The organism is Grimontia kaedaensis, from assembly GCF_023746615.1.
Taxonomy (GTDB): Bacteria; Pseudomonadota; Gammaproteobacteria; order Enterobacterales; family Vibrionaceae; genus Enterovibrio; species Enterovibrio kaedaensis.
In genome coordinates this window covers 1,720,679-1,740,420 of the sequence record NZ_CP082276.1, presented here as the reverse complement: position 1 = coordinate 1,740,420, position 19,742 = coordinate 1,720,679, and the positions used below count along the sequence as shown (strand labels likewise).

The window sequence follows — 19,742 nt, the reverse complement described above, 5'->3', positions numbered from 1 at the left end:
AGGTATGCGGTGCCGATGAGTCTTTCAAAATTCTGCGGCATTATTGCAAAAAACTCCGATGATTAACAAACAGAGAACCACGGCCAATGCGCGCCGATAACAACCTTTTGCATATGTTGATGATTTAGATCAGGGTTACAGCTCAGTGCTGTTGGCGATAACGAGAAGGAGAGACACCAAACGCGCGGGTAAAAGCGGAGGTAAAACCGCTTTGGGAAGCAAAGCCGCAGCTATCGGAGATTTGAGCAAGATTCAGCTCGCTGTTACTGAGCAGTTCTTGTGCTAACTCAAAGCGCTTTTTCAATACATATTGATGCGGTGTCACGCCCACCTGGGATTTGAAAAGTTGGTGAAACTGGCTTTCTGCCAGAAAAACCGAACCCGCCAATTGTGCCACGCTGATCTTGCGGCTGATATGTTGGCGAATGTAGAGATCGATGATATCCATATTCAGACGGTGACCATGGCGTCGTGGCGCGATTTGCTCACGGAAATGACGCTCCATAACGCACAGCAGGGTGTCAGCGCATGCCCTCCCAAGCATGATATCGTGAGGGTTAGCAATCATCTCAGAGGTCAGCGCTTTCACCAACGTCTGCGCCTGACTGTCCAGTTGAAAATAGGCATCACGCTCAAACAAGCGCTCTACTTTGTCCTTCATACTGATCTCGCCATGCAACACGGATTCCGGAAGATTGATCACCAGTATCTCGTTTTGCCCTACACCAGAAAAAGCATGAAGTTCTGACTCAGACACCAGGCACCCTTGCCCTGGCCCGACAAGACTGCCGCGCCCGGAGAGTTCAAATTCTGTCTGGCCTTGCAAGCCAATCACCACCTGACGGTATTCGTGCGCATGCAGCGAAGGGTGATTGGGTAAAGCAATAACCTGAGAATGCTTTAGTTCGGATGCCATAGTGAACAATAGTAGTAAGAAAACAGCGGCTATTCTGCCACGTGATACAGAAAATCGAGAAGAAAAATCGCTCCGGAAAGATGATCAAGAGAAGGTCAAACTACGGAGGTTGTCATTTCAACTTCAAAACTGTGCAGGATCTCAACAAACAAGGCATTGCGATCGCTGATAAAATCTGTTTAAACATTAGACAAGATTTGAAGAGTTTCTGTAAGCACATGTTTTACATGATTAAATAACTAAACCCACACAGAAGCATGAACATACATTTTGCTTGATCATGCTTTCGATGTTATTGACAGATGATCATTCCGTGATCATCGTTCCGGTAAAAAGGATCTTTTCAGTTTCATTATGAAAGTTAACTCAACCGCGTAATTTAGCTTTATCGCTTGTATCACCACTTGCGTAATATCAAACCGTCAAAAATATGACGAAAAATAAACAAAATGCGTCAATTAAAATGATAATTTTTGTTTATGATTGTTTTTACCAGACAATATTTCCTAAAACACAGAATGCGGCTAAAATTTATTGAGTTATCACTCAAAAGATAAGCATTGAATAATAACGATAAGCGTCAAATAATTAGTAACATGGACAAGCTTATTAGCATTTACGTGTTAATCTAGCTAATTGGGACAAAGCTTATAAATACCGGGTTTTGCTGAGATGTAGTAATGGGCAAAACATCTTAGCGCAGTATCGGTGTTTATGATTTCTGAGAATAAGCAAGGGACATATGAAAAGTAATCGCATCGCCGCGTTAGTATTCGCGTTATCGCCGATACTTCTTAGTAGTCAATCGCTTGCCAATGAGGCCAATGCGGCAACCGACGATCCTGTCGTTGCGCTGGAACAGAAGCTAGCCGATAAACGAAGTGAAATTAGCGTTCACGCTGAAAACCTCCAAACGCAACGTGACAAGCTGGATGCTTTATTAAGCGAGCGTGAAACGCTGGCTACCAAAGCAATCGAGTTAGAGAAAAAACGGAATCTGGCACAAGAACGCCTTGATGAGCAATTCCGTCGACTCCTCGAAAACCCAGATACCGACCTCACCCAATATAAAGATGATTACCAAGCTGCGTGGAGCGCAGTGAAAGATAATCAATCTTCCACATTAACCAATGACCAAGCTATTGCTGAACAGCAACGTATTGTTGAAGGTGAAAACCGTCAGAAACAATTGCTGGTAAGTGCATTGGAAAATCTGCAGGAATCCAAGAAAGAAGCTCGTGTTAAACGTCTTCGTCAGGAATTGACCTTTGCAGATACCATTGAGGTGGTTCACACCATTACCTGTAGCGAATCCATGACGCTGGCTGCCTGTTCCAACCAGGGTAAGACCCTGACCATGCAAAAAGCCGTCAACACCTTCCAATCTCAGGTGCTGGATAACGTTACCGAGTCCACCACAGCAAAGCTCAATGCTAACCGTGTGTCGTTCAACATTCATGTAATGAACAGCAATGTGGTTGACAGTGGCTTCAGCGGTAACAACCGCTACATCACCCGTATGCAAGCAGAAATGCGCAGCCAGCCTGATGAAAACGCAGCGTGTAAATTGCTGGACTTCGCTGAACGCTACTGTGTTGAGAACTCTTTTACCTCAGCGAAAGCGGCACCGAAGCAACAAGCTAAACGCTGGGTTAACGTTAAAATCCGTTCAAACCGTTATGAAGACAATGTGACGATTAACGGCGTGACTTACGGCTCAACCCCGGTAGAAATAATGCTGCCAGCAGGCCAACATCAGTTGACGGTTGAGAAGCCAGGTTTCGAACCGTACAGCCGTCAGATGTACATGAACAAGGATTCTACGGTTTGGGCTAATCTTCGCGAACAGGAGAACCGTCCGCAGCCGGGAAAGCGTTTCGCTGACAAACTCTCGAATAATCGTCAGGCACCCAAAATGGTGGTGATTGGTGCAGGCCAATACCGCGTTGGCTTTGAAGCCAAAAAACCGGTGGTTGTCGACCAACCCTTCTCTATTGCAGCGACGCCAGTCACTGTGAAGCAGTTTGGAGAGTTTGTCGCTGCAACAGGCTATGTGACGGATGCAGAAGAAGGTCAGGGCTGTAACTCCCTGATCAACGGTGAGCCAAAGCAATTGCTAAATCACAACTGGCGCAAACCTGGTTTCGACCAGTCTGAAAACGCCCCGGTTGTTTGTATCACTAAAGACGATGCCCATGCGTATTCCAAATGGCTAAGCACGCAAACTGGGTTTAGCTACGCACTTCCAACTGAAGTTCAGTGGGAAGTTGCAGCACGCGCAGGTAGCGACTCTGACTTCTGGTGGGGTAACGATATTGGCGTGGGCAACGCGAACACAGGTTGGAGCGGTACAGTCTGGTCCAACAGAAGTACTTCTCCTGTCGCCAGCTTCCCAGCCAACCCTTTTGGCGTCTACGACACAGCAGGTAATGTTTGGGAATGGGCAGAAAGTCAGACACCTGTAGCCCGTGGCGGCGCATGGAGTTTCTCTCCAAGCAGTGCTCGTGTAGCCGAACGCCTTGAGCTGAAATCTGATATTAGTGCTAACTACCTGGGCTTTCGAGTTGTCAGAAACATCTAGCGCCAAGCATAACAACATGTCCCTAAAGCCCGCTATTGCGGGCTTTTTTGTGCCTCAGATAACCTATTCAGTGCCATCACATCAACGCATTGTGACCCAGAAAAAACGCGATCGACATCGCTAATAACAAATAACTTTGTCAGTTAATATGTCAAATAGTGCAATCCCCCCCTGTCCGAATTTCTAGCCCCTGCGTATAGTGACACTTGAACAGGCGCATATTGCAGTATGCGCCTGTTTTATCACTGAAATTTACCTCGGTGACCCATCAGGTACTGTGTGATTACCCTCGAACACAGAACCAGATGGCCTCTTCTACACGTCGTACAGGAAATTACTCTAACGAGTGAGATCTTGTCTTTACCGGCTCCTACGAGCCGGTTTTTTTATCCGAATCTTCGGAAACTCCTGTAGCAAGAAAAAATAACCATATGATTAATATACTTTTAATGTCATATGGAATTACTTACAATACGTTGTAATTTAAACGTATCTTCCAGCAACTATGAATAATATATGCCTGCCATCTTCTATGCTGATATCTCTTTTTGAACAACTCCCTGGCTGCTGGGGCTGTAAAGATACCCAATCCAGATTCGTCCATGTAAACCACGCTTACGTCCGGCTTATCGGTGCACGCACACCAGATGAACTGATAGGAAAAAGTGATGACCAGCTTCCCGGTGCTATCGCTGAGCATGCAAAGGCGTTTCGCGAACAGGATTTGCAGGTGATAGAAAGCGGACGATACATGCGTGTTCTCAACATTCACCCCTACCCTGGTGGCCAATGGCAAGCCCATGTGTTCACTAAAGTGCCTTGGTACGGGGACAACGGTGATATTTTAGGGACTATTTTTCACGGTCAGGCGTTGAATGATAATCCTATGTTGGAAGTAGGTCAGTGGATTTGTAAGGCTGCAGGTGCAGAGCCTGTTGGGTCGCTGACAACTGAAAGCATGAAAAGCAGCATGCCGCTGTCAACCCGCGAATCAGAAGTGCTGTTCTTTCATCAATTTGGCAAGAAGCCGCAATTTATCGCTCAATCACTCGGTGTATCGGTGAAAACCATAGAAAACCACTTTGCTAACCTTCGGGTGAAACTTGGTGCCGCAAGCAAGACAGAGCTGGTCGATAAAGCGCTGGAAAATGGCGTCGGCTGCAAGATCCCAGATTCATTACTCAAGCAACAACTCACTTTGGTCTTGTCTGAATCATCATAATACTAAGACGAAAAAGCAGCGCTAAGTGCGCTGCTTTGTGTTTTACAAAAACAATGTTTTCTAGGTGCTGTATTTAAGGCGCCAAGCGTTCAATGTCCCACTTACCATCGTGTTCGCTCTGGAACACAAATCGGTCATGCAGTCGATGCTCGCCACCCTGCCAGAACTCAAAAGACTCGGGCTTCACACGGAATCCACCCCAGAACTTAGGAACGGGTACTTCACCTTTGTCGAACTGCTGCTTTAACTCCATATATTTGCTTTCCAGCGCTGAACGGGCAGTAATGCGCTCGCTCTGACGACTTGCCCAAGCGGCCAATTGGCTCTCTTTCGGGCGGGACAGAAAATACTTCATCACTTCAAGCTTACTGAGTTTTTCTGCAGTACCCGTGATGTGTACCTGACGCTCGAGTGGATGCCATGGGAAATGGAGGCTGATACGTGAGTTATCTGCTAATTGCTTTGCTTTACGGCTACCAAGATTGGTGTAAAACACAAACCCGTCGTTATCAACATGCTTCAACAATACAATGCGTTGAAAGGGCTGACCATTTTCGTCAACAGTAGCAACAGTCATCGCTGTTGGGTCTGGCAGCTTGGCCTCAATGGCTTGTTTGAGCCAGTGCTCAAAGAATTGAACCGGGTTTTCAGGCAGGTCTTTGCGTCTCAAACCGCCTTGGTTATATTCTCTGCGAATATCATACAAATCCATTGTGGTGCTCCGAATGCGTTTTTACGCCATTGTGATGGGGCGTGAGTCTTTTCTCAAGCGAATTTAGGCACTAAGCCAGCGGTTACTGCTTATCATATCAATCAGCAAAGCCTGATGGCACCCAACCACTTAGCAGGGAAGCTATGCGCCGACGTCTACTCATCTCTTCGATCATTGCTATCGGTGTGTTACTAACCGTGATGGTTGGCTTCTTCACCTATTCTTCGGTCGAAAAACGCTTCAATGACGACATTGATTACGACGTCACTCAATTACAAGACAAGCTTTCCGCCGAGCTCGCCCGTTACAGCGAAATTCCAGTTGTGCTCTCAGCCGACCCGAGATTGAAACGTCTTCTACGTGTGCCTAAGAGTAAAAGATTACTCAAAGAGACCAATCTTTTGTTGAGTAACTGGAATGCACGGCTAGCCAGTGATGTGATCTACCTGATGGACAGAAATGGTCTCGCGCTGGCAGCCAGTAATGCTGCCGAGCCTCAAAGCTTCGTCGGACACAATTATAACTACCGTCCGTACTTCCAACAGGCGATTGAAGGTCAAAAAGGACAATATTATGCGCTGGGCGCAGTGTCTGCGAAGCGGGGGTATTATTTTTCTTACCCTGTTTGGGATGGTGACGCAATCATTGGTGTGCTTACCCTGAAGGTAGACCTTTCCATTATCGACAGTATCTGGGATAAACAAAAGTTTGATTACCTCATTGCCGATCCCGCTGGCGTCGTATTCTACAGCTCACGCGACGAATGGCTGTACCAATCTCTCTCTATCCTCACTGACGCGCAAAAAGAGGAGATCCGAGCTTCCAGACGCTATGGCGACTCAGCATTAAGTCAGTTAACCCGACTAGATGCTCTTGAAAAAATTGAGGCACAACAAGTTCTCTATCTTGGTCTAACCAATAAAGATCGCGAGCGCATGCTTGTTTTTAATACTGATCTCGGCAAGGAAGGCTGGCGGATATATGGCTTTATTCCCACCAGCACCACATGGCCTATCGTGACGCAATCTGTCCTGATTTTCGCTACGTTCTACGCGCTGTTGGTCTTAGTACTGACCGCCTGGTTACAGACCGTCAAAACCCAACGCAAACTTACAAGGCTAAATGACAAGCTGGAGCAGAAGGTTGCGTCGCGCACGGCAACGCTTGAGGAAACGAACACCAAGTTACGTCGGAGTATCCAGCAATACGAGGACACAGAAAAAGCGCTAAGGCAGACGGAAAATGAGTTGATACAAGCAGCTAAGCTCGCCATGCTCGGCGAGCTCTCTGCCAGCATTAACCATGAGATCAACCAGCCACTGGCTGCCATGCGTACTTTTACCGAAAACAGCATTAAGCTGTTGGAAAAGGAACGCTATGACTCGGTCAAAGGTAACCTGAAACAACTGAATTCGCTGATCGGAATGGTGGCGGACATCGTTGCTCGCCTTAAGATCTTCGCCCGGAAACAAAACTTTGAAGGTAAAGCACGTACCTCATTAGATGATGCCATCACAGCATCACTAAAACTCTCTGCTGCAAGTTTTATCAAGAAAGGCATACAAATCGCATGCTACATGCCAGAGAAAGGCTTGATGGTTAACGCTGATACCGTGCAACTTGAGCAGGTGATCTTGAACCTTCTGAACAATGCTTCGCAGGCAGTGACCAATACACCGTCGCCAGAAATAGGTATTAAAGTGGAAACGTTTCTAGAACGCGTATCTATCCACGTTTGGGATAATGGACCAGGCGTTGATAACGACACCAAGAAGCATATCTTCTCACCCTTCTACACCACCAAAAAAGAGGGGCTCGGACTGGGGCTGACGATTTGCCGACGTATAGTTGAAGAATTTGGCGGCAGCCTTCAAATCAGTGACCATCCAACGGGTGGCGCTGAGTTCACCATCACCCTTCAACGTCTTTACGATGGAGATAACCCGCAGTGACACCGGAAATATGGATCATTGATGATGAGCGCACTATCCGTGATGCGCTGAGCCAGACTCTCGATATTGAGGGTTTTCATTCGCGTGCTTTTGCAAATGCCAAAGATGCGCTAGAGCAACTCAGTGCCGCATTTGAAGGCGTAATAATTTCAGACATCAATATGCCGCAAATGGATGGTATGGTTTTTCTGGAAAAAGCCTTGGAAGTTGATCATGAACTCTCTATTGTCATGCTGACAGGGCACGGCGATATCTCTACGGCGGTTTCTGCCATGCGCCAAGGCGCTTACGATTTTCTGGAAAAACCCTTCTCGACAGAGCACCTTCTAGATGTACTCAAACGGGGTATTGATAAACGCCAACTGGTGATGGAAAACCGCGAGTTAAAACGACAACTTGAAACCCAAAGTGCACCTGGCCCGCGGATTTTGGGAAATGCAGACTCTGTCAAGCAGCTCAGACGGTCTATTTTCCACCTCAAAGATCAAGACGGTGATGTATTGCTGCAAGGGGAACGTGGCACTGGGAAGGAGCTCGCCGCCCGCTTTATCCACGATCAAGGAACCCGCCAGGACGAACCTTTTATCGGAATGAAGTGTAGGCAGATACCTGAAGCGCTGATGTCCATGGAGTTGTTTGGCTCTGAACAACCGGCTTATGCCACATTGCCAAGTTACAAAAATAGTAAGATTGCTGCCACAGATAAGGGAACACTGTTTCTTGATGGCATTGAAGCCCTGCCACTCAATGTTCAAGAAAAGCTCGCCGCGCTAACAGATTCTGCCGAACGACCGCGCATCATTGCATCTACCCGTGTTGACCTCACCAGCAGCATCGCACAAGGGCACTTTAATGCCGCTTTATTTCAGAAGCTCTCAGCAACCACACTCGTCTTCCCTCCACTGAGGGATCGCAGTGAAGATGTGGTCACCCTGTGTCAAAACTTCCTGCGTACCACCGCATCTCGCTTCGGTGTCGCACCACCCAAATTGGATGCAGAGCACAAGGACAAACTGCTACAACACTCTTGGAAAGGCAATGTTCGGGAACTTCAAGCGTATTCGGAACGCTGGGTTCTGATGGGAGAACAATGCCTAACGAATGGCGGAGAGACAGATCATGAAAAGGAACATGACACTTTGGCTGATCGTATTTTGAAAGTAGAGCGAGCGATATTGTTCGACGCCCTCAACAGACATAACGGCATGCTGAAAGAAGTGCAGAATGAGTTAGGACTTGCAAGAAAGACGCTTTATGAAAAACTCAAAAAGCACAATCTGGACAAGCAAAATTTCAAAGTCTAAACAGACAGCCACCACCATTGAATGGCTGTCTTTTACAATATGCAATCCTGCACCCAACTCTCCCAAAAGTCAGGAAAATTTCACAGCTCGATACCGCCTAAACTAGCCTTTTTTCGATTTTTTTAAGAAAATTTCCAAACATCAACTGAAGCAGTCACTTCCCATGGATGCCCCGCTGTGCCTAAGTTACGGAATACTCTTTAGTTTCTCGTTCATGAGAAACTGCCCTTTACTCAATCTCGTTACACTGTTCCCGATTAGTGAGAATCTCTTAGATAAACTACTCTTTTATTGGGGAGTGTTGGCTTTTCTGGTCTGCTACCCTTTTTGTCTTTTTTAGATTTTTTAGCCGGCATAACAATGACAAAACCAAATAAATCGGGATCCAAGCTGCCAGCCAGTGAGCACCTCGACTATATCGATGACAAAACTGCTGCACTTTTGCTGTCTACACCCAAAAGTGCACGTGTCCTGCTGTGGGTTATTGCGCTCTTTATTTCAATCAGCGCGGTTTGGGCAGCTTTTGCCGAACTCGACAAAGTGACCGTCGGTCAGGGTAAAGTCATCCCTTCCTCCCAACTCCAGGTGGTGCAAAACCTGGAGGGAGGATTAGTAAAAGAACTATTGGTGCGTGAAGGTGACATTGTTGAACAGGGTCAGCAGTTGCTGCTTATCGATGACACCATGTTCCGCTCCGATTTTCGCGAGCGCATTCAGGAACTAACCAGCCTTCAGGGCGATGCAGTTATGCTCAAAACGCTGGTGGACTCGGTCGTTGTGAACCCAGAAGTTGATGTTGATGCCTGGCAAGGAGCCGTGTCTATTGATCGCGCCGAGCTTAAATTTAACCCGGATTTTATAGACGAACACCGCTCAGTGGTATCGCGACAGCGTGCGGAATACCGAGAGAAACTCAACAACCTGCAAAACCAGTTGTCTGTAACTTCCCAGCAAATTCGTCAGAAGCAACAGGAACTGATTGAAACCCGTGCAAGGGTCCAAAACCTTCGCCAGAGTTACAACTATGCCCGTGAGGAATACAACATCACCAAACCCCTCGCTGATGAAGGTGTAGTGCCACAAATCGACTTATTGAAGCTTCAGCGTCAAGTCAATGACACCAAACGTGAGCTGTCCTCTGCTGAGTTGTCACTGCCCTCTATCACATCTGCACTTCAAGAAGCTGTTTTTAAACATGTTGACGTTGCGTTGAAGTTTCGCGGCGAACAGCAGGAACGCCTTAACGATGTGGAAGATAAGCTTCTGGCAATGACAGAAACCCGTGTCACTCTGGCAGACCGCGTTGAGCGTACCGTGGTGGTCAGCCCGGTTGACGGCACCATCAAGAAGCTTCACGTCAATACAGTTGGTGGCGTGATCCAACCCGGTATGGACTTGGTTGAAATTGTCCCTAGTGAAGACAACCTGCTTATCGAAGCGAAAATCGCACCGCAGGACATCGCCTTTCTTCGTCCAGGGCTTGAAGCTATCGTGAAATTCAGCGCATACGATTTCACTGTCTATGGCGGTCTAACTGGCATTTTGGAAACCATCAGTGCTGACACCATTCAGGATGAAGAAGGGAATAGCTTCTATCTTGTAAAAATACGCACCGAAGCCAATAACTTGGGTGACGGGAAAGAGCTTCCGATTATACCGGGAATGACCGCTTCAGCTGACATCATCACCGGTAAGCGAAGTGTGCTGGACTACCTTCTAAAACCAATACTACAAGCGCAGAAGTCTGCACTCAGAGAGTAAAGCTCTCATTACCCAGCACAACAATAAAGCTTATATATAACAATAATTTGTGCTAAATGCTGCCTTTTATAGGGGGATGTATTTTGAACTGGAAAAAGCTTTTGATTGCTTCTGCTATCAGCTCACTATGTGCACCCGCATGGTCGATGTCTTTAGAACAGGCCGTTGCCACTACCATTGCCACGGATCCAGAACTGAAAAGTGCGTTTAATGATTTCATGAGTAATCGTGAAAGCATCGAAGCCGCTGTGGGTGAATACCTGCCAGACATTAACCTCAATGTAGGTTATGGCTTCGAGCGTATTGACAACTCCTCCACACAGGCGAGCGGCGACAAAGATTTCAACCGGAAAGATGCCAATATTAGCCTGACGCAACTTATATGGGACAGTCAGACCGGCGATAACATTGACCGCAATGAATTTGAAGCCGAGGCACAGCGCTATCAGCTACTTTCCGACGCGCAGGACAAATCGCTGGCAGTCACTGAGTCCTATGTTGCCGTTATTCTCGCTCAGCAGCTCGTATCGCTGTCAGAAGCCAATGTGGAAGTGCACGAAAAGATGCTCGCAGACATTCAACGCCGAGCAGAATCGGGCATTGGTTCCACCGCTGACCTATCACAGGTTCAGGCTCGTGTAGCTCGTTCTATCACTAATATGTTGGCAGCGAGAAGTAATTTGGATGATGCGAGAACTGGATTTATTCGCATTGTCGGCGTCGAACTAAAAGATCCTGTCGACCCGGAAGTGGATGAGCTCTATCTGCCGCAATCTCAAGCTGAAGCGATAGAAGTGGCTTTTGCAACCAATCCGGTAGTCAAACTGGCGACCTATGATATTGATGCAGCGCGCGCTCAGTACCACCAAAACAAAGGCAACATGTATCCATCATTGACCTTTGAAGCCAGTCAAAGCTGGAGCGAAGAGGCCGGCGGTGTCGAAGATGAAGTCAACGAACTCAGCGCCATGCTGCGCCTTCGTTTCAATCTATATAACGGCGGCACAGACGCTGCCAATGTTCGTCGCAGTGCGTATCAACTTAGTAAGTCCAAAGACATTCTGGACAACGCATCGCGACTTTTAGGGGAGAGTACGCGTCTAGCCTGGAGTGCGTACCAGCTAACAGAGCAACAAAAGAAGTACCTTGCACAACACGTGGATGCGGCGTCTGAAACCGTTATCGCTTACGAAAAGCAGTTCAAGATTGGACGCAGAACCTTATTGGATCTGCTCAATACCGAAAATGAGCTCTTTGAGGCAAGGCGATCATATCTCGACGCGCACTACGCAAATATCACGGCCAAATACCGTGTACTCAACAGCATGGGCACCCTGCTGGATGCACTGCGTGTCGATGTACCGGAGGAATGGCTTGAACCAGTTATAGAAAAAGAAGGTTAACCCATGAAATACGTTTTGCTTCTCAGCAGCTTTCTTGCCATTAGCGGTTGTTCTATCTCCGCTGATGAGCCGCCTCTTGCTGAACAACGTTCCGATTTATTGGATGATGATAGTGATGGTGTGATCAACGCACGGGATTTATGTGATGACACACCAGGTGTGGCGATCATCGACAATGACGGATGTCCAACATACCTTTTGCTTGAAAGTGATAATTCACTAAGAATTCAGTTTGCAAACGACTCTGCAAATGTAGAGCCCGCTTACCGTGAAGCACTGGACAAAATGGCTGGATTCCTTAAGCTTTATCCCGAAACCTTTCTAGAACTTCAAGGACATACAAGTTCTCTTGGGTCAGATGACTACAATAGAAACCTGTCTGTTCAACGTGCCAAAGCAGTTCAAGCACAGCTCATAGAAAGAGGCGTTCCAGTAGATCGTCTCACCATTGTAGGCCTGGGTGAAGGCGATCTTATGCTGGCTGACAACACGGAAACCACACAACTTGTGAACCGCCGTGTTGTGGGCCGCGTTAAAGGATTCAAAGGGGAAATCAAGGAAGCATGGACCATCTTTACCCAACGGGAACAATAGCAGCTGAGGTTGCCTGATGCGAAAACAGGCCACCTTGTTTCTCATGTTCCTGTTGCCGTCTATTGTAACATTCGCGCTGAATGGAACAGACACACAGTGGATCAACAAAGTAGCATCGTTTTACGGCGAAAGAGCGGGAAAGCGGGTCGCGGCATGGCGTAATGTGGTCGCGGAATCCGCCGATCTCTCAGAAACCCAAAAACTCGAAGCAGTAAACAACTTCTTCAATCAGCTCTATTTTGTGAATGATATCGATTTGTGGGGAAAGAAGGACTATTGGGCAACACCATTGGAGTTTCTTGGTAGCGCAGCGGGGGATTGTGAAGATTTCAGCATCGCAAAATACTTCACCCTTCGTGAGCTTGGCATTGACGATAAAAAGCTTCGTCTGGTTTACGTTAAAGCCATCAAACTCAATCAATTCCACATGGTTGTTGCTTACTATCCTACTGCTTCCTCCGAGCCAGTTCTACTGGATAACATTGACCCAGAAATTAAAAAGGCCTCAAAGCGAAGAGACCTCCTGCCTGTTTACAGCTTCAACGGTAGCAGGCTATGGCTCATGAAAGAACGCGGTAAAGGTGAGCTTGCAGGCAAATCATCGCGACTGGGATTGTGGAACGATCTCCGGGCGCGCATGGGGTCTGTGAAGCTGAACAGACCGATCAAAAACTATGATGGGTAAACGTCTATGACTTTATACCGGCAATTATTTACATGGATGTTGGCGATATTCTTCCTGCTGATTCTGGCAGTAACAGGTATTGAGCTAAACACCACTCGTAATTTTCTGCTGACTCAGCAATCGGCTGAGGTAAATAATACCATTAACTCGATGGGCCTAGCCCTCGCGCCTTATCTTGAAGACGATGATAAAGTCGCCGTAGAATCAGTGATCAACGCACTGTTTGACGGCGGTTTTTATCAGGAAGTGCGCCTTAAAATGCTTTCTGATGGCAGTGAAATTGTTCGAGAATATCCAATACGTGTGGAAGGGGTACCCAATTGGTATACCAGTCTTGACCTCTTCCCTGTGATCACCGAAGAGCGCACATTTACCAGTGGATGGCTTCAGCTAGCCGAGGTGACTGTCGTCTCGCACCCTGGTTATGCTTACAAGGAAATGTGGCGTTCCACCATCCAGCTCGGTATCTGGATTGGTATTCTGTTCGTGATTGCCATGTTGATTATTGCGGTTCAGCTTAGCCGCTCTCTTCGTCCGCTCGACACCATTACTAACCGAGCAAAAGAAATTGCCCGCAACAAATTTGGTGACCCAATTCCACTACCACCAACCCGCGAACTCAAAACCGTGGTACGTGCCATTAACCAAATGAGCAGCCAGCTTGAAGCTTATTTTGAACAACAAGCTAAAGAAGCGGACCGCTTGCGCGAACACGCTTTCCGCGACACAGTGTCAGGTTTGGGCAACCGAAGCTTCTTCGTCGGTCAACTTAAATCTTGGCTTGCCGAATCCGCTGTTGGTGGCCTGGTGATGGTGAAAGTTGATCTGATCACCGACACCTATCGCAATCAGGGTTTTGCCCAAGGTGACACCATTGTTGGTCAGTTTGCCAAGAAACTGAACACCACCCTCACTGATGCTGATTGCACGGCGTCGCGTATCTCCAAAGATGAGTTTGTGGTGCTGGCGCCAAATAGCACAGGTGAAGATCTGCAAATCATCGGTGAGAGCATCATGGCGATTGTCAACGATATGCAGCATGACCCAATGGGGATTACACCACCGAGGTTGGCGATCGGTCTTGCCGTAAATAGTACTGATAACAGAGATGCCAGCGTGCTGCTAGCGCAGGCGGACAATGCCCTGACCCAAGCACGCAATACGCCAAATCATCCGATTTCTATGATTGACCAGACCGACAATGATGCGTCAATGGGTAAACAACAGTGGAAATCACTCATACTAGATGCCATGGCTCACGACTGGTTCAAGTTCAAACTCCAATCGGCTTCGACCAGCGACCAAACTGTCATCCATCAGGAAGTCTTTTCTGCGATTGAAAAAGGTGACGACTATTACGGCGCAGCGCACTTCCTCGGAGCTGTGGAGCAGTTAGACCTCGGCGAATCGTTTGACCGCTACGTGGTAAGCCACATGATTCAACGCCTGAGTGACGACGCAAACCTTGGCCCGGTTGCTATCAACCTGACTCAGAATAGTGTCACCAATGCGTCCTTCATTCGCTGGCTTACGACGACCATGCAAAAGCACCGCAACATGGCTGGTCGACTGTTCTTTGAATTACCAGAAAGTGTGTTCGTCCGCTTCCCGGATCACGTCAGCTTACTGACCGAGCAAGCACACCGATTTAACTTCGGATTTGGTGTCGACAACTATGGCCGTAACTTCCAATCGCTGGATTACCTCAACAAATTCAAGCCTTCATATGTGAAGATTGATTTTGCTTACACCAGTAATCTCGACGACGAGTCACAGAGCCATGTGCTAGCCTCAATATGTCGTACGGCACACAACCTGAACATAACGACGATCGCAACACGTGTAGAAACGGAAGCTCAGCTCAACAAGCTGTCAGAGTTGTTCGTAAATGGCTTCCAGGGCTTTATTTTCGAGAAGAAATCAGAGAATCATGGTTAAAGACCCCCTGCTGCAATCTTTGGTTTACGTCAGTCGATACTTCGGCCAATCAAATTCGCCGGATGCTCTGGTATCCGGCCTGCCAATTTCTGACGGATTCCTTTCCCCGTTTCTATTTCCTCGCGCTGCAGAGCGGGCGGGAATTGATGCTAAAGAGAGCCGACAGGCACTCAAAGACTTGTCTCCCATGCTCTGTCCTTGTGTTTTATTGCTCAAAGACAATCAGGCATGTGTGCTTCAGAGCATTAACCACGAAACCGGTGAAGCGGAAGTGGTTGAGCCGCTCACCGATACTACGCCTGCAGTCCGCCCTATCAGCGAACTGGAAGAAGACTACCTTGGGCGAGTTTTCTTACTGAAAAAACACTTTCGCTACGATGAGCGCTCTCCGGAGATTCTCAAAGAGCGACAAGGCCACTGGTTTTGGAGCACGCTTTGGGAGTCGCGTTCGATTTACCGCGATGTGCTGATAGCTTCCATTTTTATCAATACTTTTGCTATCGCTACCCCACTTTTCTCCCGTCTGGTTTACGACAAAATCGTACCTAATTTGGCGTTCGACTCCCTTTGGGTTTTGGCCACGGGTGTCTTCGTCATCTTCATTTTCGATCTTGTACTCAAGATGTTGCGAAGTTACTTCATCGATATTTCGGGAAAGAAGTCTGACTTACTGATCTCGTCGCGGATTTTCGAGAAGGTCATGGGCATACGTATGGAGGCACGACCGCCCTCCGTCGGTGCTTTCGCGCGCCACATGCAGGAATTCGAATCCATAAGGGATTTCTTTACCTCTGCATCTGTCTCCGCATTGATTGATTTACCTTTTGCCTTCTTCTTCCTGTTTATCATCTGGATTGTGGCAGGACCATTGGTCATCGTCCCTATCGCCGCCGTGCTGATTCTGATGATCCACGCAGCCATCATCCAAAAGCCACTACGTCACACCATTGAAGAGGGCTCCCGCCTCTCTTCTCAGAAAAACGCCAATCTGATTGAAAGTCTAGCTGGCTTGGAAACCATCAAGCTATTTGGTGCAGAAAGCCAGTTCCAATACCGCTGGGAAGAAGCGGTCGCACATATGGCGAACTGGGGTATCAAAACTCGCCGTCTTACCGATTCCGTTCAAAACGCCGCAGGCTTTATCCAGCAGTTTGTGAATGTTGCAATGATAGTATTTGGTGTTTATCTGATTTCAGCGGGTGACCTGACCATGGGTGGATTGATAGCCGCTACCATGTTGAGCTCCCGCGCCGTAGGCCCCATGGTTCAGCTATCACTGCTTTCAACGCGCTACAATCAGGCTAAATCAGCGATGGAGATCATCAGTCAACTAATGGACATGCCATCCGAACAGGAAGAAGGGAAACGCTACATTCACCGCCCTATCATCCGTGGCAAGATTGAGTTCGATCGCGTGAACTTTAACTACCCCAATTCAGAAATGGCAGCACTCCGTGATATTTCTTTCACTATCCTTCCTGGAGAGAAAGTGGCTATCATCGGACGTATCGGTTCAGGCAAGACAACTCTTAGCAGACTACTAATGGGTCTGTATCGTCCGACGGAAGGCTCTGTACGTATCGATGAGACCGACATCAGCCAAATCCATAACATAGATATACGACGTAATATAGGCTGCGTACCGCAAGACCCTATTCTGTTCTTCGGATCCATCCGCGACAACATCACTTTGGGACGTCCATTGGCAGACGATCGCGATATTCTGGATGCCGCTAACCGCTCCGGAGTCACGACGTTTACGCAGCGCGACCCGGCAGGTCTTGAGCGCCAGGTCGGTGAAGGAGGCAACCAGCTGTCAGGTGGACAACGTCAGTCCATCGCGATTGCCCGTGCAATGCTTGGCCGCCCACCAGTGCTTTTAATGGATGAGCCGACCAGTGCAATGGATAATCGCTCTGAGCAGTATATTAAGCAGCAAATGTCATCGCTTCGTCGCGACGAGACACTGATCATCAATACACACAAAACCGGTATGCTGGATGTCGTTGACCGTATCATAGTGGTCGAACAAGGAAGCATCGTGGCAGATGGGCCAAAACTGGCTGTATTGCAGGCTTTGAAAGATGGAAAAGTTCAGAAGGTAGGCTGATACAAGCCAGCCCTTTTAAGCAAAAGAAAAGCACCTCAACGGTGCTTTTTTTATACCTGTCACTTTACAGTGTAAATGACGGTAACCTGTATTTAAGGGAAACGTTAGGAGGAAGATTTTTCAATGGTGACTTCTTTTCCGTTGGTGACAAATTTACATGCCCCGTACTCATTGACCAGATTAATTGAGGTATCTCCTATCTGGCAGTAAACACCAGGAAAGCAATTTTTGTAAACTTCAATCACGTAACGGCGATATAGCGAGCTGAGCTCAGAGGAGCTATGCTCCATCTTTGCCTTGATCTGAGCGATACGCTCAAAGTGGTGTGTTTTAGTCCACGCCAAGCGTTCTATTAGCTCCTCAGGGCGCTTGTTCGCGGGCTGTTGCAGTAGCTTCATCTCAGCGTCTTTTATCTTCATAAGCTGTTCATGTTCATGATCTAGCTCTTTCGATAGGTTAATCGTGTCTTCCATTAATTCACTGAGGCCAGTAAATGCGTGAACATTTGTGTGAACACCAGATGCTGCCCCTAGGGTGACTGCTCTGACACCACACTGCGCAACATGTGTACCACCAGTCAAGGTACCCGTACGTTTGTTATCATCACACACAACCAAGTGGTTTTCAGTGAAGGTGCGGCAATGCATCGCGTGCTGGCTAATGTTGATGTCGCCTTTGGCTTCGATACGCGCATACTGTGCGAATTTAGCAACCACTGACCCTTTAGCTTTCAAGCTGGTGGTAATTTCCTGTTCAGACTGAACCTGCCTTCCAAGAATGCCATTGTGAATAATGATGTCACCGCCAGCTGTTAATGTTGCTGACTCCACGACACCACCAACGGTAATTGAACCAGTAGCGTTCACTTTCATACCGGCGTTAACGTCACCGTTAATCACCACACTGCCTTCAAAATCAACATGGCCAGTAGCCACAGTTACCGCCTTCATGCACAAAGCATTGTCGACTTCGACACCATCCGGTTGCAGGATTGGTAATCCAGCCACTTCTGCGACAATCACATTCTCATCGTTATTGCTGAATTTACTGCCTGGATAAAGTCTTAATGGAACGTCACTACCGGGAGTCGTTGGAAGGATTTCCCCCGTCACACGGAATCCTTCGATCCCTTTTGTCGGCGGGATTCGTTTCGCAAGCGGCTGACCTTCCTGAACCGTGATCATTTTGCCCAAATCACGCATATCGACGGTACCGTCCTCGCGCTCTTGCGGGCGGAGTACACGGGATTTACTGTCTTGAACAAGGTAAGCAAGCTTGGAATCTTCACCAGGGATAGGCCATTTTCCACTGGCGATAGGCACTTCGAGGTACTCACCAGGTTTTAAGCGCGCGGACGCGGTAAGGAGTTTCTGCAAGGTTTGTTTCTTTACGCCACGCACGATCTGAGACGCTTTGAGCGCAGCAAGGAGATCGTTGCCCTTAATGGGATTGCCGCCACAGGCACCATTGACACGAAGGAAGGCTGTCATTTTTTCGTCGTCAAAACGCGCGCTGACCGAAGCATCTCGGCGTTCAGCGACAACAACATCGTCCGGCTCCCCCTTCCACTCGTCGTTGGAAGCATTGATTTTCACAAGCACCGCTTCAATGGTTTCTTCAAAGCGGAAAAAGCTGGCTACTTTATGTTGTACCAGCCAATCAACAATGTGCTTTTTTTCGATATGGGGCGCGTCTTGGTCTGCCTTAGGTACCACAGTCATGTAGACCCTGCGACCATCGTTAGATAGCCGCAAAAGCTGTTGCAGCATGTAATCCCCTAAATAAATACACTAAAACTACGAACGAATGTCACATTCGTATTCTACATAGATGAGACACTTCGAAAGAAACACCACAACACTCAAGTTAGAATCAGATCTCATTTAATTATTGACCACCGACTCATTTAAGATACGCGTGTCATATAAATGAATTATAGAGAGTTTTGACTATTATGCTCCCCTCACAACAAAGTTTAGTCCAAGGTTGTGAAATACAAAAAAGCACATCTATTCAGTGTGCTTTTAAATCAGGAAGTTAACTTAATCCATCTCTAGGGCGATAGCTTTTGGTGTTCTTCATCAGAAAGCCATTCATCCAAACAGAATCCATAGCGAAACTTACCATCGGGCTGATCATTACAGTAGATCAATGTCCCTTTCAGGGAAGGAATATCAACGACCTTAAGAAAATAATTTGCTTCTAAATCAATACTTTCCATCGTAAGTAATGCCATACCACTGCGACTGATATCGTGAATAACAACAGGATGTCCGAAGCCTTCTTCTTCGCTCTCAAGCATCGGGGAAGAAGTGGCATACAAACGCGCGAGGATCCCCCCGGTACCAAGTTCTATTCTCGCTTGAAAGCGTTTGCACTCATTTTCTCCCCCTGACTTTGCAATCAGGGTATCGCAGAACTTTTCGTAATCATTCATTGTACTGCCTCCCCGACAAATGCTTTTCCCTTGACCTGCGATAGCTAACTACGCACAGTCGTAATAGCACCTTTTTCCTCTACACATAAGAGATAAAAGTATATTTATGATTCAACAAATTGGATGT

14 protein-coding genes are annotated in these 19,742 nt (G+C 47.4%); 10 read left to right on the top strand and 4 right to left on the bottom strand.

The features are described 5' to 3' along the window. Positions 1-142: 142 nt before the first annotated feature. The gene (locus K6Q96_RS24775; protein WP_251881176.1) at positions 143-916 is read right to left on the bottom strand and encodes a helix-turn-helix domain-containing protein; all 774 of its coding nucleotides are present in this window, start codon (positions 914-916) and stop codon (positions 143-145) included. A gap of 742 nt (positions 917-1,658) precedes the next feature. On the opposite strand from K6Q96_RS24775, the gene K6Q96_RS24770 reads away from it, so the two are divergent. After that, positions 1,659-3,497, top strand: coding sequence for an SUMF1/EgtB/PvdO family nonheme iron enzyme (locus K6Q96_RS24770; protein WP_251881175.1), 1,839 nt, complete (start codon positions 1,659-1,661; stop codon positions 3,495-3,497). A 505-nt stretch (positions 3,498-4,002) separates the two neighbouring features. Next, positions 4,003-4,719: a helix-turn-helix transcriptional regulator gene (locus tag K6Q96_RS24765; protein ID WP_251881170.1), complete on the top strand. Its 717-nt coding sequence runs from the start codon at positions 4,003-4,005 to the stop codon at positions 4,717-4,719. Positions 4,720-4,792: 73 nt separating this feature from the next. Here K6Q96_RS24765 and pdxH read toward each other — a convergent pair whose 3' ends face one another. Then, positions 4,793-5,431, bottom strand: coding sequence for a pyridoxamine 5'-phosphate oxidase (gene pdxH, locus K6Q96_RS24760; protein WP_251881169.1), 639 nt, complete (start codon positions 5,429-5,431; stop codon positions 4,793-4,795). A gap of 143 nt (positions 5,432-5,574) precedes the next feature. Between pdxH and K6Q96_RS24755 the strand changes: the two genes are divergently transcribed. The 8 genes from K6Q96_RS24755 to K6Q96_RS24720 all read left to right on the top strand — a co-directional run bounded on the left by K6Q96_RS24755 (position 5,575) and on the right by K6Q96_RS24720 (position 17,178). Further along, complete coding sequence (locus tag K6Q96_RS24755) at positions 5,575-7,383, top strand: sensor histidine kinase (protein WP_251881168.1); 1,809 nt, start codon at positions 5,575-5,577, stop codon at positions 7,381-7,383. Then, positions 7,380-8,687: a sigma-54-dependent transcriptional regulator gene (locus K6Q96_RS24750; RefSeq protein ID WP_251881166.1), complete on the top strand. Its 1,308-nt coding sequence runs from the start codon at positions 7,380-7,382 to the stop codon at positions 8,685-8,687. Before K6Q96_RS24755 ends, K6Q96_RS24750 begins: the two co-directional genes overlap by 4 nt. Before the next feature lie 360 nt (positions 8,688-9,047). Then, positions 9,048-10,448, top strand: coding sequence for an HlyD family type I secretion periplasmic adaptor subunit (locus K6Q96_RS24745; RefSeq protein ID WP_251881164.1), 1,401 nt, complete (start codon positions 9,048-9,050; stop codon positions 10,446-10,448). An 83-nt stretch (positions 10,449-10,531) separates the two neighbouring features. Continuing rightward, positions 10,532-11,851, top strand: coding sequence for a TolC family outer membrane protein (locus tag K6Q96_RS24740; RefSeq protein WP_251881162.1), 1,320 nt, complete (start codon positions 10,532-10,534; stop codon positions 11,849-11,851). Between the two features lie 3 nt (positions 11,852-11,854). Then, positions 11,855-12,445, top strand: a complete 591-nt coding sequence (locus K6Q96_RS24735; protein WP_251881160.1) for an OmpA family protein — start codon at positions 11,855-11,857, stop codon at positions 12,443-12,445. Positions 12,446-12,461: 16 nt separating this feature from the next. Further along, complete coding sequence (locus K6Q96_RS24730; protein WP_062663311.1) at positions 12,462-13,130, top strand: transglutaminase-like cysteine peptidase; 669 nt, start codon at positions 12,462-12,464, stop codon at positions 13,128-13,130. A 6-nt stretch (positions 13,131-13,136) separates the two neighbouring features. Beyond that, positions 13,137-15,068 (top strand): bifunctional diguanylate cyclase/phosphodiesterase, encoded by a 1,932-nt coding sequence (locus tag K6Q96_RS24725; protein ID WP_251881158.1) that lies wholly within the window; start codon positions 13,137-13,139, stop codon positions 15,066-15,068. Beyond that, positions 15,061-17,178, top strand: coding sequence for a type I secretion system permease/ATPase (locus K6Q96_RS24720; RefSeq protein WP_251881156.1), 2,118 nt, complete (start codon positions 15,061-15,063; stop codon positions 17,176-17,178). Before K6Q96_RS24725 ends, K6Q96_RS24720 begins: the two co-directional genes overlap by 8 nt. A 104-nt stretch (positions 17,179-17,282) precedes the next feature. Here the strand turns inward: K6Q96_RS24720 and K6Q96_RS24715 are convergent, their stop codons facing one another. Together K6Q96_RS24715 and K6Q96_RS24710 are read right to left on the bottom strand one after the other, a co-directional pair. After that, positions 17,283-18,947: a flagellar assembly protein A gene (locus K6Q96_RS24715; RefSeq protein ID WP_251881154.1), complete on the bottom strand. Its 1,665-nt coding sequence runs from the start codon at positions 18,945-18,947 to the stop codon at positions 17,283-17,285. Positions 18,948-19,231: 284 nt separating this feature from the next. Then, complete coding sequence (locus tag K6Q96_RS24710; protein ID WP_251881152.1) at positions 19,232-19,615, bottom strand: PilZ domain-containing protein; 384 nt, start codon at positions 19,613-19,615, stop codon at positions 19,232-19,234. Positions 19,616-19,742 lie beyond the last annotated feature (127 nt).